The organism is Streptomyces xinghaiensis S187, assembly GCF_000220705.2.
Classification (GTDB): Bacteria; Actinomycetota; Actinomycetes; order Streptomycetales; family Streptomycetaceae; genus Streptomyces; species Streptomyces xinghaiensis.
In genome coordinates this window covers 1,303,824-1,318,900 of the sequence record NZ_CP023202.1, presented here as the reverse complement: position 1 = coordinate 1,318,900, position 15,077 = coordinate 1,303,824, and the positions used below count along the sequence as shown (strand labels likewise).

Annotated in this window: 14 protein-coding genes; 8 read left to right on the top strand and 6 right to left on the bottom strand. The window is 75.5% G+C overall.

The genetic code is table 11. The features are described from left to right. Position 1: 1 nt before the first annotated feature. On the bottom strand, positions 2-811 hold the full coding sequence (locus SXIN_RS31980; RefSeq protein ID WP_238153685.1) for a peptidoglycan-binding domain-containing protein: 810 nt from the start codon (positions 809-811) through the stop codon (positions 2-4). Positions 812-912: 101 nt separating this feature from the next. Further along, positions 913-1,953 carry an Rv2578c family radical SAM protein gene (locus tag SXIN_RS05605; RefSeq protein ID WP_095756672.1) on the bottom strand — a complete coding sequence of 347 codons (1,041 nt, stop codon included), beginning with the start codon at positions 1,951-1,953 and terminating at the stop codon, positions 913-915. A 157-nt stretch (positions 1,954-2,110) separates the two neighbouring features. On the opposite strand from SXIN_RS05605, the gene SXIN_RS05600 reads away from it, so the two are divergent. The 8 genes from SXIN_RS05600 (at position 2,111) to SXIN_RS05565 (ending at position 11,436) form a co-directional block, all read left to right on the top strand. Next, on the top strand, positions 2,111-2,554 hold the full coding sequence (locus tag SXIN_RS05600; protein ID WP_019710950.1) for an SRPBCC family protein: 444 nt from the start codon (positions 2,111-2,113) through the stop codon (positions 2,552-2,554). Positions 2,555-2,773: 219 nt separating this feature from the next. Continuing rightward, positions 2,774-3,610 (top strand): M55 family metallopeptidase, encoded by an 837-nt coding sequence (locus tag SXIN_RS05595; protein WP_019710949.1) that lies wholly within the window; start codon positions 2,774-2,776, stop codon positions 3,608-3,610. Beyond that, positions 3,603-5,135 (top strand): M20/M25/M40 family metallo-hydrolase, encoded by a 1,533-nt coding sequence (locus tag SXIN_RS05590; RefSeq protein ID WP_192883549.1) that lies wholly within the window; start codon positions 3,603-3,605, stop codon positions 5,133-5,135. The genes SXIN_RS05595 and SXIN_RS05590 overlap by 8 nt, the downstream gene beginning before the upstream one ends. A 352-nt stretch (positions 5,136-5,487) precedes the next feature. After that, positions 5,488-7,566 carry a S9 family peptidase gene (locus tag SXIN_RS05585; protein ID WP_095756671.1) on the top strand — a complete coding sequence of 693 codons (2,079 nt, stop codon included), beginning with the start codon at positions 5,488-5,490 and terminating at the stop codon, positions 7,564-7,566. Positions 7,567-7,966: 400 nt separating this feature from the next. Beyond that, positions 7,967-8,608 carry a 4'-phosphopantetheinyl transferase family protein gene (locus SXIN_RS05580; protein ID WP_238153684.1) on the top strand — a complete coding sequence of 214 codons (642 nt, stop codon included), beginning with the start codon at positions 7,967-7,969 and terminating at the stop codon, positions 8,606-8,608. A 62-nt stretch (positions 8,609-8,670) separates the two neighbouring features. Further along, positions 8,671-9,210 (top strand): GNAT family N-acetyltransferase, encoded by a 540-nt coding sequence (locus SXIN_RS05575; protein WP_039819472.1) that lies wholly within the window; start codon positions 8,671-8,673, stop codon positions 9,208-9,210. Positions 9,211-9,447: 237 nt separating this feature from the next. Then, entirely contained in the window at positions 9,448-10,344 is an 897-nt protein-coding gene (locus SXIN_RS05570) for an arginase family protein (protein ID WP_039823355.1), read from the top strand. Positions 10,345-10,518: 174 nt separating this feature from the next. Beyond that, positions 10,519-11,436, top strand: a complete 918-nt coding sequence (locus tag SXIN_RS05565; RefSeq protein WP_019710945.1) for an NADP-dependent oxidoreductase — start codon at positions 10,519-10,521, stop codon at positions 11,434-11,436. 96 nt (positions 11,437-11,532) lie between these two features. On the opposite strand, the gene SXIN_RS05560 is transcribed toward SXIN_RS05565, so the two are convergent. The 4 genes from SXIN_RS05560 to SXIN_RS05545 form a co-directional block, all read right to left on the bottom strand. After that, on the bottom strand, positions 11,533-11,889 hold the full coding sequence (locus SXIN_RS05560) for a VOC family protein (protein ID WP_039823353.1): 357 nt from the start codon (positions 11,887-11,889) through the stop codon (positions 11,533-11,535). 11 nt (positions 11,890-11,900) lie between these two features. Next, positions 11,901-12,803 (bottom strand): methyltransferase domain-containing protein, encoded by a 903-nt coding sequence (locus SXIN_RS05555; RefSeq protein ID WP_019710943.1) that lies wholly within the window; start codon positions 12,801-12,803, stop codon positions 11,901-11,903. Positions 12,804-12,967: 164 nt separating this feature from the next. Further along, on the bottom strand, positions 12,968-14,479 hold the full coding sequence (locus SXIN_RS05550; RefSeq protein ID WP_095757944.1) for a bifunctional phosphatase PAP2/diacylglycerol kinase family protein: 1,512 nt from the start codon (positions 14,477-14,479) through the stop codon (positions 12,968-12,970). A 110-nt stretch (positions 14,480-14,589) separates the two neighbouring features. After that, entirely contained in the window at positions 14,590-15,045 is a 456-nt protein-coding gene (locus SXIN_RS05545; RefSeq protein WP_019710941.1) for a CBS domain-containing protein, read from the bottom strand. Positions 15,046-15,077 lie beyond the last annotated feature (32 nt).

Here is a 15,077-nt window from a genome sequence, read left to right as displayed (position 1 = left end):
CTCAGGTGCGGGACTCCAGGTCCCGGCGGGTGTCGTCGCCGTAGACCCCCTCCTCGTCGCCGCGGATGCCGTACCAGAGCTGGAACCGGGCCACGGCCTCGGTGAGCACGTCGTCGTACTGGCCGTCGGCCCCGCGCTCGGTGTAGACGTTCGGGATTCTGGAGAGCCGGTCCTGGAGTTCGGAGACCGCCGGCCCGCTGTCGCCCGGCTGGAGGACGCCGCCGCCCTCCCGCTCCGCCTCGGTCGGGGGCTGCGGTATCGCCGTGGGCTCGGCGGGGGCGGCCGAGGGGGCCGGGGGAGCCGCCGTCCCGGGCGCCGTCGTCTCCGCACCGCCCCGGGTGAGCAGCAGGACCACCAGCACGGCCGCGCCCGCGCCCGCGGCGAGGAAGCCGGCCGTACGGGTGGCGGGGCGCCGCCCGGCGAAGAGGCCGCGGAGCCCCGGCGCCGCGCCGGGTGACGGGGGGAACATGCCGGGCAGGGCCTGGGTCCGCGGGCGGCCGGGGGTGCCGGGGCCGGGGGAGTCTCCGGGCGCCCCGAAGCCGGCGGCGGACCCGGTGGCTCCGGCGGACTCGGCGCCGGTCCCGGTCCCGGTTCCGGTCCCGGTTCCGGGGAGAGGGGATCCGGGCAGCTGTTCGGTCGGCGGGTCGTCCGCCGGAGCGCGTGCGGCGGCGCCGGTGGGGGCTCCGGCGGCGGGCTCCGGGCGGAAGAGTTCGAGGTCCTCCAGCCGGCTGCTCCGCCGTGAACTGATCACTCTGGTCGGCTCGACCACCCGGCGCCGCCGCGGCTGCCCGGACTCGTCACCGCTGTCCACGTCGGCCTCCCTCGCTCCCTCGCCGGCGCGCCCGCCACGCCGCCGCCCTGTGGTACGGACGCGGGCCCCGGGAGACTCATCCTCCGGCAGCGGTCCGGCCGTCAGAGGAGGGTCAGCTGGGTGGGGCCGGGCGCCGGGGGCCCGGCGGGCTCCGGCTCCGGCGCCGGCCCGCGGGGGCGGCGGGCGGCTCCGGGGTGGGAGGGGCCGATGCCGTACTCGTCGGCCAGTTCGTGCACCCGCCGGGTGATCTGGCGCTGGTACCAGGTGGGCGCGTAGGCGCCGTCGGCGTACAGCACCTCGTAGCGCCGCACCAGACGGGGGTGGTGCCGGGCGAGCCACTCCATGAACCATTCGCGGGCGCCGGGCCGCAGATGGAGCACCAGCGGGGTCACCGATCCGGCGCCCGCCGCGGCGACGGCGCGCACGGTCTTCCGCAACTGCTCCGGTGAGTCGCTGAGATAGGGGATGACCGGGGCCATCAGTACGGAGCAGGGGATGCCGTTCGCGGCCAGGGTGCGGCAGACCTCCAGCCGGCGTTCGGGGGAGGGGGTGCCGGGCTCGACGGTCCGCCACAGCTCGCGGTCGGTGAAGCCGACGGAGACGGAGGTGCCGACGTCCGTCACCTCGGCCGCCTGCCGCAGCAGGTCGAGATCACGGAGGATCAGCGTGCCCTTGGTGAGGATCGAGAACGGGTTGGCGTGGTCGCGCAGCGCGGCGAGGATGCCGGGCATGAGCCCGTACCGGCCCTCCGCGCGCTGGTAGCAGTCGACGTTGGTGCCCATCGCGATGTGCTCGCCCTGCCAGCGGCGGGACGCCAGTTCGCGGCGGAGCAGGTCGGGGGCGTTGACCTTGACGACGATCTGCGAGTCGAAGCCGAGGCCGGTGTCGAGGTCCAGATAGCTGTGCGTCTTGCGGGCGAAGCAGTAGACGCAGGCGTGGGAGCAGCCGCGGTACGGGTTGAGCGTCCATTCGAACGGCATCCGGGAGGCCCCGGGCACCCGGTTGAGGATCGAGCGGGCGCGGATCTCGTGGAAGGTGATGCCCCGGAACTCGGGGGTGTCGAAAGTCCGTGTGACGGCGTCGGTGCCGAAGAGGGCGGGGGCTCCGGAGGAGTCGTCATGGCTCAGGCCGTCCCAGCGCATGTCTCCACGCTCCTTCCGTCCGTACCTGTTGCCTCAAGCTAGAACACACATTCGAATAGCGCCAGCGGGATCCGATTTGGGCGTGTCCCCCTCCGGTGGTTGGCTGTGCGGAAGACGACCGGCCGGCGTGGGCCGGCGACCGACTGGAGGACGGAACATGGCGCAGGTCGAGGCCACGACGGAGCGGATCATCGCGGCGGCACCCGAGGCGGTGTTCGAGGCGATCGCGGACTACTCCGGCACCCGCGCCCGGCTGCTGCCCGAGCAGTTCAGCGAGTACGAGGTGCGCGAGGGCGGCCGCGGCGCGGGCACGCTGGTGCACTGGCGGCTGCAGGCCACCAGCAAGCGCGTCCGCGACTGCCTGCTGGAGGTCACCGAGCCGACCGCCGGGCAGCTCGCGGAGAAGGACCGCAACTCCTCGATGCTGACCACCTGGACGGTGACCCCGGCCGGCGAGGGGAAGTCCACGGTACGGGTGACCACCGTCTGGGACGGGGCGGGCGGCGTCGGCGGCTTCTTCGAGCGGACCTTCGCGCCCAAGGGGCTCGGCAGGATCTACGACGCCGTGCTGGCGCGGCTCGCGGCCGAGGCCGAGAAGTAGGCGGCCGCCGGGAAGCGGAAGGGACGGCGGGGGCCGTGCGCCGGAAGGCGCCCGGCTTGCCGCCGCCCGCGCGAACTCACCCGGCCGGGTGAACGCACGGGAAGCGGCGGGCCGTTCCTCCGCGGTGGCAAGGGGGGCGGCCGGGCGGTCCGGGACGGGGTGACGGCGGGTTATCCACAGGCATGGCAGGGCTCTTCGGCACCGCGTACGGTTTCGGGCATGAAGATCCTCATCTCCGCCGATATGGAGGGCGCGACGGGCGTCACCTGGCCCGCCGACGTCCTGCCGGGCCATGAGCAGTGGCAGCGCTGCCGCCGGATGTTCACCTCGGACGTCAACGCCGCCGTGGCCGGGTTCTTCGACGGCGGGGCGGACGAGGTCGTCGTCAACGAGGCGCACTGGACCATGCGCAACCTCCTCCTGGAGCGGCTCGACGAGCGCGCGGTGATGCTCACCGGCCGGCACAAGGAGCTGAGCATGGTCGAGGGCGTACAGCGGGGCGATGTGGACGGAGTCGCCTTCGTCGGTTACCACACCGGCGCGGGCGCGGAGGGCGTCCTCGCGCACACCTACCTCGCCAACTCCCTCACCGGGGTCTGGCTCAACGGCGTCCGGGCCAGCGAAGGGCTGCTCAACTCCCGGGTGGTGGCCGAGTTCGGCACGCCCGTGGTGCTGGTCACCGGCGACGACCGCACCTGTGAGGACGCCCGGGGGTACGCCCCCGGGGCCCGCGCCGTGGCCGTCAAGGACTGCGTCTCGCGCTATGCCGCGGTCTGCCGCCCGCCCGCCCGCACGGCCGCGGACATCAGGGCCGCGGCGCAGGAGGCGGCCGTGCTCGCGATACGGCAGGAGCCGGCGCGGGACGCGGGCCCGTTCACCGTCGAGATGGAATTCGACGCGGATCATCTGGTGGGCGCGGCGACCGTCGTGCCCGGGGTGGAGCGCACCGGCGAGCGCCGGGCCGCCTATACCAGCGACACCATGTACGAGGGAATCCGCTGCTTCAAGGCGGTCACGACCGTCGTGTCGGCAGCGGTGGAGGAGCAGTATGGCTGACACAGCGGCCCCCGGTACCGCCCCACGGACCCCGGGCGCGGGCGGACCGGGGACGGAGGCGCCCGGCGCGGCGTCGAACGGAACGGTGACCGGCGGCGGGTTGGCGAACGGCCCCGCACCGTCCCGCCCCGCCCCGTCCGGTCCGGTGGTGCCGCCGGCGGGCGGGGTGGACGAGCGGGCGCTGGAGGAGGTGGTGACCTTCACCTCCGAGCTGATCCGCATCGACACCACCAACCGCGGCCGCGGCGACGGCTGCGAGCGCCCGGCCGCCGAGTACGTGGCCGAGCGGCTCGCCGAGGCGGGCCTGGAACCGGTGCTGCTGGAGAAGGCGCCGGGCCGCACGAACGTGGTCGCCCGGATCGCGGGCAGCGACCGGGACGCGGAGGCCCTGCTCGTCCACGGCCATCTGGACGTGGTGCCCGCCGAGCCCGCCGACTGGACCGTGCACCCCTTCTCGGGCGAGATCCGGGACGGCGTCGTCTGGGGCCGGGGCGCCGTCGACATGAAGAACGCGGACGCGATGGTCCTCGCGCTCGTGCGCTCCTGGGCGCGGACCGGCCACCGCCCGCGCCGTGACCTCGTCCTGGCCTTCACTGCCGACGAGGAGGACAGCGCCGAGTACGGCTCCGGCTTCCTCGCCGACTCCCACCCGGAGCTGTTCGAGGGCTGCACCGAAGGCGTCAGCGAATCCGGGGCCTTCACCTTCCACGCCGACTCCGGTATGCGGCTCTACCCCATCGCGGCGGGTGAGCGGGGCACCGCCTGGCTCGAACTCACCGCGCGGGGCAGGGCCGGGCACGGCTCCAAGGTCAACCGGGACAACGCCGTCAGCCGGCTGGCCGCCGCCGTCAGCCGTATCGGCGAGCACGCCTGGCCGCTCCGCATCACCCCGACCGTGCGGGCCGCCCTCACCGAGATCGCCGCGCTGTACGGCGTTCCGGCGGACGCCCCCGAACTCGACCTGGACGCCCCCGGGTTCGACCCCGGCCCGCTGCTGGAGCGGCTGGGCCGCGCCGCGGCGCTGGTCGAGGCGACCCTCCGCAACAGCACCAACCCGACCATGCTCAGCGCCGGTTACAAGGTCAACGTCATCCCCGGCAGCGCCACCGCCTTCGTGGACGGCCGGATGGTGCCCGGCGGCGAGGAGGAGTTCCGGCAGACCCTCGACCGGCTCACCGGTCCCGATGTCGACTGGGAGTTCCACCACCGGGAGGTCCCGCTCGGGGCACCGGTCGACTCACCGACCTTCCGTGCCATGAGAGAGGCCGTCGAGCATTTCGACCCGGGCGGCAGGGCCGTGCCGTACTGCATGTCGGGGGGCACGGACGCCAAGCAGTTCTCCCGGCTCGGGATCACCGGTTACGGCTTCTCACCGCTGAAGCTGCCCGAGGGCCTCGACTACGCGGCCCTCTTCCACGGCGTCGACGAGCGCGTCCCCGTCGAGGCCCTGCGGTTCGGCGTCCGGGTCCTCGACCGGTTCCTGCTGCGGAGCCCGGGACGGGACGGGCCGGACACGGGCGGGTGAGCGGCCCCGCCACGGGTAGTGGAGCGGTGCGGGACCCTCCCGGCGCGGCCGCCGGGGTGGAGCGGATCCCGGGCGCCGGGGGTCCGTGCGCCGAACGGCGGCGGAATACGCGGCCGGGTGGGTTGAACCACCGCGCCGTGGTGAAGAGGTGGAGGCAACGGAAGGAGCGGCCGGCCGGAGTGGGTGAGCGGACGGACCGCCGGGGCCCGCGCCGGCGCGGGCGGCCGGCGGAGGGGGTGCACCGCAAGGTGCTCACGGGGGTGAGAGGGCCAGGGCTCGGGGACGGGTACCGGCGCCGGGCGTGACCATCCCGGCGGAGTTGAGCTAGGACAGCACGCAGGAGGCGTTGGAAATGGTGTCCACGGCCCCGTACGGCACATGGCAGTCACCCATCGATGCCGGGCTCGCCGCGGTCCACGGCGGGCGGCCGGAGTATCCGGGCACCGTGGGCGACGAGGTGTGGTGGACCGCGCCCCGCCCCGCCGAGGGCGGCCGCCGCACCCTGGTCCGCCGCCGGCCCGACGGAACCGAGGAAGCCGTCCTCCCCGCCCCGTGGAACGTCCGCAGCCGCGTCATGGAATACGGCGGCACCCCGTGGGCCGGAACCGCGCGGGGGCGGCGCGGCCCGCTCGTCGTCTTCGTCCACTTCGCCGACCAGCGGCTCTACGCCTACGAACCCGATCACCCCGGTGCCCCCGGGCCCCGTCCGCTGACCCCGCTCTCCGCCATCGGCGGCGGGCTGCGCTGGGCCGACCTGCGGCTGCACCCCGAGCGCGGCGAGGTGTGGTGCGTCCTGGAGGAGTACACCGGTGAGGCCCCCGGCGACGTACGGCGCGTCATCGCCGCCGTACCGCTGGACGGCTCGGCCGCGGAGGACCGCGCGGCGGTCCGCGAACTCAGCGACGACAGACACCGGTTCGTCACGGCGGCCCGGCTGTCCCCGGACGGGGGCCGCGTGGCCTGGATCGCCTGGGACCACCCGAACATGCCCTGGGACGGCACCGAACTGCGGGTCGCCGAGGTGGCGCCGGACGGGACCTTCGAACGGGCGCGTACCGTGCTCGGCGGCCAAGCGGAGTCCGTACCGCAGGCCGAGTGGGCCCCCGACGGCGGTCTGCTCGCCGTCTCCGACCGCAGCGGCTGGTGGAACCTCTACCGGATCACCGGCCCGGGGATCGGCCCGCCCGCCCCCGGCGGCCCCGGGCCCGGCACGGGCCTCGGGGACAGCGCCGCCGGCTCGCCGGCCGGCGAGGTGACCGTCACCTCCCTCTGCCCCCGCGAGGAGGAGTTCGGCGGCCCGCTGTGGAAGATCGGCAGCCGCTGGTTCGCCCCGCTGCCCACCGGCCTGATCGCCGTGGTGCACGGCTGCGGCGCCACCTCCCTCGGCGTCCTGGACCCGGAGAGCGGCGACCTCTACGACGCCCCCGGCCCGTGGTCCGAGTGGGACCCGGCCCTGGCCGTGCAGGACACCCGGGTCATCGGGGTGGCCGCCAGCCCGCGCAGCGCGTACGAGGTCGTCGAGCTGGACACCGCCACCGGCCACGCCCGGGTGGTCGGCGCGGAGCACCGCGACCCGGTCGACCCCGCCTACTACCCCGAACCGCAGATCCGCACGTTCACCGGCCCCGAGGGCCGGGAGATCCACGCGCACATCTACCCGCCCTACAACCCCGACCACACCGTGCCGGGGGACGAACTCCCGCCCTTCGTGGTGTGGGCGCACGGCGGGCCCACCGGCCACGCCCCGCTCGTCCTCGACCTCGACATCGCCTACTTCACCTCCCGCGGCTTCGGCGTCGCCGAGGTCAACTACGGCGGTTCCACCGGCTACGGCCGGGAGTACCGCGAGCGGCTCCGCGGCCAGTGGGGCGTCGTCGACGTGGAGGACTGCGCCGCCGTCGCCGAGACCCTCGCCGCCGAGGGCACCGCCGACCGGGCCCGGCTCGCGATCCGCGGCGGCAGCGCCGGCGGCTGGACGGCCGCCGCCTCGCTCGCCGGCACCGGCCTCTACGCCTGCGGCACCTTCCGCTACCCGGTGCTCGACCTGGAGAGCTGGGCCGAGGGCGGCACCCACGACTTCGAATCCCACTACCTCGACGGGCTGATCGGCACCCTCACCGAGCACCCCGACCGCTACCGCAACCGGTCCCCGCTCCGCCGCGCCGGCCGGATCACCGCGCCCTTCCTGATCCTGCAGGGCCTGGACGACGTCATCTGCCCGCCCGCCCAGTGCGAGACCTTCCGGCGGGCGGCCGCGGAGCACGGTGTCCCGCACGCCTGCATCACCTTCGAGGGCGAGGGCCACGGCTTCCGCCGCAGGGACACCGTGGTCCGGGCGCTGGAGTCCGAACTCGCCCTGTACACCCAGGTGTTCGGTATCGCCGCGCCGGATGTGCCGAGACTGGAACTGCGCACGGATGGAGCGGAGTGAGTGGCGGCCGGCCGGGCCGGCCGGGCCGGCCGCCGGCCCTGCCGGAGCGGGGGCGGGCCCGGTCACCGTGCTGCTCGGTCACGGCCACGGCCGGGGACCACCGGCCCGACGGAACAGGGAACAAGGGGCAGGGAACAGGGGACGCGGCGGGGCACGGCAACCGGCCGCCGCACACAGGGGGAAGCGCATGACACATCGCACCGCGCCGGACGGCGCCTCAGGACGGACCCGGGGCGGCCCGGCCCCGCGGGACACCGGACCGGAGCCCGGGCGCACCCGCCCTCCGGGGCCGGCCGGGGGGTCCGGCTCGTCCGGGCCCCTCGTTCCCCGCTGGCCGGCCCTGGCGGGATGGTCTCCCGGCCGGCCGTGGTCCCCGGACAGCGGTACCGAGGTCTGGTTCGTGCGGGTGCCCGAGCACGCCGCGTACGCGGAGGCGGAGCGCGCCGTGCTGGACGCGGAGGAGAGGCGGCGCGCCGACGCCTTCGTACGGCCTCCCGACCGTGACCGCTACCAGGTGGCGCATGTGGCGCTGCGCCGGCTCCTCGGCGGCTATCTGGCCACCGAGCCGCGCTCGGTGGAGCTGACGAGGGAGCCGTGCCCCGGCTGCGGCGGCCCGCACGGGCGCCCCGCCGTGCCGGGCGCCCCGCTGCACTTCTCGCTCTCGCACGCCGGAGACCTCGTGCTGCTGGCGTTCGCCCCCGTGCCGGTGGGCGCCGATGTGGAGGAGGTCCCCGGGGAGAGGACGGTGACCGAGGTCGCGTCGGCCCTGCACCCGGGGGAGCGCGCCGAACTGGCCGCGCTGCCGGCCGCCGGGCGGCCCTTCGCCTTCGCCCGCTGCTGGACGCGGAAGGAGGCCTACCTCAAGGGCACCGGCACCGGGCTCTCGGAGGACCCGGCGGCGACCTATGTCGGCGCGGGCCCCTCCCCGGCGCGGCTCACCGGCTGGGCCCTGACCGACCTGCCCGCCCTCCCCGGCTACGCCGCCGCGTGCGCCGTCCGGGGGACACGCCCCCGGCTGCCGGCGGCGGACGGCGGCGGCTGACGGCGGCCGCCGGCCGTCCGGCCGCCGGGGCGGGCGGGCCGTCGCCGATCTACGATGGCCAGGTGTCCGACGACGCGTATCTTCTGACCGGACCCCGGGTGGGGCTGCGGCACCTCCGGGACGAGGACATGGCGGAGTTCACGGAACGGGCGCGGGAGAGCGCGGAGTTCCACCACCCCTGGGTCGCCCTTCCGGCCCGGCCCGAGGACTTCACCGCCTACCGGCAGCGCTTCGACGAACCCGACCGCGAGGGCTTCGTCCTCTGCGAGCGGGACACCGGCGGCATCGCCGGCGGAGCCGCCGTCAACAACATCGTCCGCGGCGCCTTCCAGTCCGGTGCGCTGGGCTACGGGGCGTTCGTCCACGCGGCCGGGCGCGGGCTGATGGCGGAGGGCCTGCGGCTCCTGCTGCGCCACGCCTTCGGCGAGCTGGGGCTGCACCGGATCGAGGCGAACGTCCAGCCGGGCAACGAGCCGTCCCTGCGGCTCGTGCGGCGGCTCGGCTTCCGCCGGGAAGGGCTCTCCCCGGACTTCCTCTTCATCAACGGCGCCTGGCGCGACCACGAGCGGTGGGCCATCACCACCGAGATGACGCGGAACTGACGCCGGCGCTCCGGGGCGGGGCCCCTGAGGCGGCGGGCGCGCCGGGCCCACCGGGTGGCCGGGCCCACCGGGCGCACGGCCCCGTGCCCGCCCCCGGGCCCCGACGGCGGGCGCGCCGGGAACCGGCGGCCCCGGCACGGGGCCTCCCGGCCCGTACACCGCGGCCCGGACACGCGCGTGCTCCGATCCGCCGAGCAAGACCTCCTGCCCCGGTGCATGTCGTGCCAGAGTGAGGACATGCGCCGCACTGTGCTGATCGATGCCCCGTCCAATCTCGGCCTGCGTCCGCCGGTCCCCGGTACGGTTCCCGGCTGCTACAAACTCGCCGGCGCGCTGCGCGAGCAGCGGCTCCTGGAGCGGCTCGGCGCCCAGGAGGGCGGGGTGGTGGTGCCGCCCCGCTACGACCGGGGCCCGTGGCGGGACGGGGACGGCGTGTTCAACGCCGCCGCCATCGCCGGGTACACCCCCCGGCTGGCGGACCGGATCGAGAAGCACGTACGGGCCGGGGACTTCCCCGTGGTCCTCGGCGGCGACTGCAGTATCCAGCTCGGCGCCGCGCTCGCCCTGCGCCGCATCGGCCGCTACGGCGTGGCCGCGCTCGACGGCAGTGCCGACTTCCGCCACCCCGGCAACTCACCCCGCGTCGGGGCCGCCGCCGGGGAGGAGCTGGCCCTGGCCACCGGGCGCGGGCAGCCGGACCTGACCGACCTCGAAGGGCTGCGCCCCTATGTGCGGGACGAGGACGTGCGTCTCATCGGCATCCGCGACGACGACGAGGACCGCGCCGAACTGGCCGAGCTGAAGATCCCGGTCACCACCGTCGGGGAGGTCCGGCGCCAGGGGGCCGGCGAGGTGGCGCACCGCTGTCTCGCGAGCCTCGAAGCCCATGCGCTCAACGGCTTCTGGGTGCACTTCGACGCGGATGTGCTCGACCCCACCGTGATGCCCGCCGTGGACAGCCCCGACCCGGACGGCCTCACGGTCGAGGAAGCCCACGACGTGCTGCGGCCCCTGGTGCGCTCGCCGCGGTGCGCCGGGCTCAACGTCACCGTCTACGATCCCGATCTCGATCAGGAGGGCGAGGGCGCGGTCCTCCTCGCCGGGCTTCTGGAGTCGGCTCTGGCCCAGCCCTGACCGGCCGGCCGCCCGCCGGCCTCCCGCCGCCCCGGGTGCCCGGCCCGCTCCGGGCCCGTCCCCCCCGGCCGTCACACGACCCGCCCCCGGCCGTCACCGGAAACCGCCCCCGATGGCGGCGATCATGCCCGTGACCGGGAATTCCCGCCCGCCTCAGTCTTGTTGGAGTCCGTTATGAAGGCAGTGACGATCAACTCATACGGCGAAACGCCGAAGCTCACCGACGTCCCCGAGCCGAAGGTCGGGCCGGACAGCGTGCTGGTCCGGGTGAAGGCCGCCGGCGTCAACCCCGTGGACTGGAAGATCACCGCCGGCTATCTCGACCCGGTCCTGCAGACCAACTTCCCCCTCATCCCCGGCTGGGACGTGGCCGGTGTGGTGGAAGCCGTCGGACCGGCGATCACCGAGTTCGCCGCGGGCGACGAGGTGATCGGCTACAACCGGCAGGACGTGGCGCAGTTCGGGACCTACGCCGAGCTCGTCGCCGCCCCGGTCCGGGTCCTGGCCCGCAAGCCCGCCTCCCTCAGCTGGCAGCAGGCGGCCGGGGTTCCGCTGGCGGGGCTCACCGCCTACCAGGCGCTGCGCGCCGCCGGGGCGGCCGAGGGCGACACCGTGCTGGTGCACGCGGCGGCCGGCGGTGTCGGCTCGTTCGCGGTGCAGATCGCGGCCGCGCGGGGCGCGCGGGTCATCGGTACCGCCAGCGAGCGCAATCACGACTATCTGCGGTCCCTCGGCGCCGCCGAGCCGGTGACCTACGGCGACGGACTGGCCGACCGGGTGCGGGAGCTGGCGCCCGAGGGCGTCGACGTGGCGCTCGACTTCGTGGGCGGTGACGCGATCCCGGCCTCACTGGACCTGGCGAAGTCGGCGGCGCGCGTGGTCTCCGTCGTGGATCCGGGGATCGCCGGGTCCGGCGGCCGCTACGTCTTCGTGCGGCCCGACGCGGCCGATCTCACCGCCCTCGGCGAACTGGCCGACGCCGGGAAGCTCACCGTCAACGTGGACCAGGAGCTGCCGCTGGAGCAGGTGGGGGAGGCGTTCCGGCTCAGCCAGGAGGGACGCACCCGCGGCAAGATCGTCCTGACAGTCTGACCGTCTGACGGTCTGCGTTCCCACGCTCTCCGGAACCGGATGGCCCGGAGATCCCTCCGCGGCGGCCGCCGCCTCCGGGCCGCCGCGGCACGGGCGTCACCGGGCCCCGGGCACACCGCCGTCGACGTACTCGAAGATCGAGCCGTCCGGGTGGAGGGCCAGCAGATTCCGCCCGGGGGTGGGCAGCGGTCCCGCGAGGATGCGCGCGCCCACCTCGGTGAGCGTGCGGTGCGCCTCGTCCACGTCCTTCACCGCGATGGTGGCGGTGACCTTGCGCAGCAGTTCGAGCTCGGCCTCGTCCCCGCTCATCAGCAGGAACGCGCCCACCGCCGCGACCGAGACGCCGCCGCGCCGGGAGCGCACCGCCCGTTCGCCGGTCAGCCGCTCGTAGACGCCGACGGCGGCGTCCAGGTCGTCCACGCAGACACGGAGTGAAGTACCCAGGATTTCCATGGCGGTTGAGCCTAGTTGACGACGCGGCAGAGGATCTCGCCGTGCAGGACGGCGAACCAGCCGTCCGGGCTCGCGCCCCACTCCCGCCAGGCGCCGGCGATCCGGCGCAGCTCCTCCTCCCCGGCGTGGCCGCCGTCCACCGCGAGCCGCGCGTAGGCCGAGTCCACGGTGCGGTCCGCCCACAGGCCGCTCCACCAGGCGCGTTCCTCCTCGGTGGCGTAGCACCAGGCGGAGGCCGAGGCCGTGACGTCGGTGAAGCCGGCCTGCCGCGCCCAGGACAGCAGCCGCCGTCCGGCGTCCGGTTCGCCGCCGTTGCCGCGGGCGACCCGGCGGTAGAGGTCCAGCCAGGCGTCGAGGGCCGGGGAGCCGGGATGCCAGGTCATGGCCGCGTAGTCGGAGTCGCGGGCGGCGACCACACCGCCGGGCCGGCAGACGCGGCGCATCTCGCGCAGGGCGCCGGCCGGGTCGCCGACGTGCTGGAGGACCTGGTGGGCGTGCACGACGTCGAAGGAGCCGTCGGGGAAGGGCAGCTCCGAGACGTCGGCCACGGTGAAGCCGACGGTGTCCAGGCCGCGTCCGGCGGCCACCGACCGGGCCCGGCCGAGGATGCCCGGGGCCGCGTCGATCCCGGTGACCCGGCCGGGGGCGACGAGCCGGGCCAGGTCGGCGGTGATGGTGCCGGGCCCGCAGCCGACGTCCAGGACGGTCATGCCGGGGCGGAGCTCGTCCAGCAGATAGCCGGCGGAGTTGGCGGCGGTCCGCCAGGTGTGCGAGCGGAGCACCGACTCGTGGTGGCCGTGGGTGTAAACGGCGGCTCCGGTCTCCGGGTGCCCCGTGGCACCCGGGTTCGCGGGGTCCTCGCTCGCTCCGGCCCGCGCGGCCGGTTCGTCTCGTACGTCGGTGCGGTCGGGCATGGCGGCCCCTTCCGGGCGAGGCGTGCGGGGAGCCGCAGTCTAGACCGGTGTCTCGTATCACGAGAATGGCGTCTCGTCATGTGGTACGCGATGAGAGGCGCGAAGAGGCGGCGAGCGTCGGCCGGCCGGTGCCCCGGAGGGGCCGGCCGACGCCGGTGTGCCCCTCAGTCCGGGACCGGCCGGTAAACGGTCAGCGCCTCCTCCGCCTTGTCGATGACGAAGGCCGGGGGAGCGGGCGCCACCTCGCCGTCGTACGCCATGTGGGTGCCGGTCGGCAGTCCCGAGACCCGCAGCCGGCGCGGACGCGCGGCGGCGTAGACGGGGGACCGGGCCAGCGCGCCCGTGAGCGCCGCCGCGACGAGCCGGGTGCGGGCGAAGCGGCCGCCGTGCGCGACCCGGACGTCCAGCAGGCCGTCCGCCAGGTCGTAGCGGCGGACCGGGGCCAGCCCCACGCTGCGGTAGGCGCCGTTGCCCGCGAAGAGCAGCCACATGGAGCGCGGCACGCCGTTGACCACGGCCCTCACCGGGCGGGAGGTGCGCAGGACGTGCGCCACGCCGAGCAGGGTCGCGGCGGGGCCGCCGATCCGCGGCGACCAGTGCCCGCGCAGCCGCACCAGCTCCGGGTACGAGCCGAGGCTGAAGGTGTTGAGGAAGTAGGTGGGTTCGCGCAGGGCGCCGGGGCCCTCGCTCGGGGTCAGCCGTCCCACGTCCACCCGGACGGCCTCGCCGCGCGTCACGGCGGCGCGGACGTCCTGGATGTCCTCCACGCCGAGGTCGGACGCGAAGTGGTTGAAGGTGCCGCCGGGAAGGACGGCGAGCGGCACCCCGTACTGGAGCGCGACCGTCGCGGCCGCGCTGACCGTACCGTCGCCGCCGACGACGCCGAGCGCGCCGCCCCGTTCGGCCGCGTCGCGCGCCGCGGTCTCCAGCGTGCTCGTCAGCGGGGCCCGGTCGGGGTCGTGGCGCACGATCTCCGCCTTGGGCAGCGCCGCCCGCAACTGCCGTACCGGGTCGGCCCGGTGGGGCATGGCGCCGGAGAGCGGGTTGACGACGACGAACAGGCCCTCCCCGGCGGGAAGGGCGGGGGCGTCGCCGCGCGGGCGGGCGGGCGGCGGCAGCTGGTGCCGCGAGGGCACGAGGCCCCGGACGGCGTAGGCCGCCCCGGCGCCGAGGGCGGCACCCGCGACGACGTCGCTCGGGTAGTGCACGCCGGTGTAGACGCGGGAGAAGGCGACGGCGGCGGCGACCGGGGCCAGCAGCGTGCCCCACGGCCGTGACTCCAGCGCGACGCCCACGGCGAAGGCCGCGGCGGAGGCCGAGTGCCCGGAGGGGAAGGAGGTGGTGGTCGGCTGGCGCTTGGCGCGCCGGAGGTGCGGCACGGCGTCGATGATCGGGCGGTCGCGGCGCACCGAGCGCTTGCCCAGGGTGTTCACGGTGGCCGAGGCGAGCGCCAGCGAGGCGATCCCCCGGGTGGCCGCCCGGCGGCCCCGGGCGCCGCCGAACGCCCACAGTCCGGCGGCCACGCCGAACCACAGTCGGCCGTGGTTGGCGCTGTGGGTGAGGCGCGGCAGAAACCGGTCCCCGGCGGGCCAGTGGTGTGCGGCCACCCGGGCGAACACCGCCCGGTCCCCTTCGCTGAGCCATCGGTGCCAGCGGCCCCTCGTGTCGTCCGTCATGGACAGACGCATACCCGCTGCCGGTCGGGGCATCGCTTCCGCCGGCGGGTGATCGCCGGGACCGGCGGGCGGTCACCGGGACCGGCGCGTGATCAGCGGGACCGCCGGGGTCAGACCGCCTGGACGGGCCAGGTGTCCGGGACGGCGCGGCTGATGTCGGCGAGGGCCGATCCCGGGTCCTGGGCCAGGGCGAGGTCGCCGATGCTGACCATGCCGAGCGGCCTGCCGTCCTCGACGACGGGCAGCCGCCGTACCGCGTTGGTCCGCATCAGCATCACGGCGGCGTCGACCGATTCGTCCGGCCCGACCGTGACGGGGCGCGGGGTGCAGACGGACAGCGCGCTGACCGTCAGCGGGTCGACGCCCTCGGCCACCGCGCGGAGGGTGATGTCCCGGTCGGTGAGGATGCCGATGAGCCGGCTGTCCTCGACGACCACGACGTCGCCGATGTCGTGGGTGCGCATCAGCTCGGCGGCCTCGACCAGTGACGCGTCGGGGCGCACGGCCGTCACCGCGGGGGTCATGACGTCGCGTACGTGTTCTGCCTGTCCGTGTCCGTGTGCCATGGCTTCGTCGCCTCCTCGGGGCGCGGGGCCCG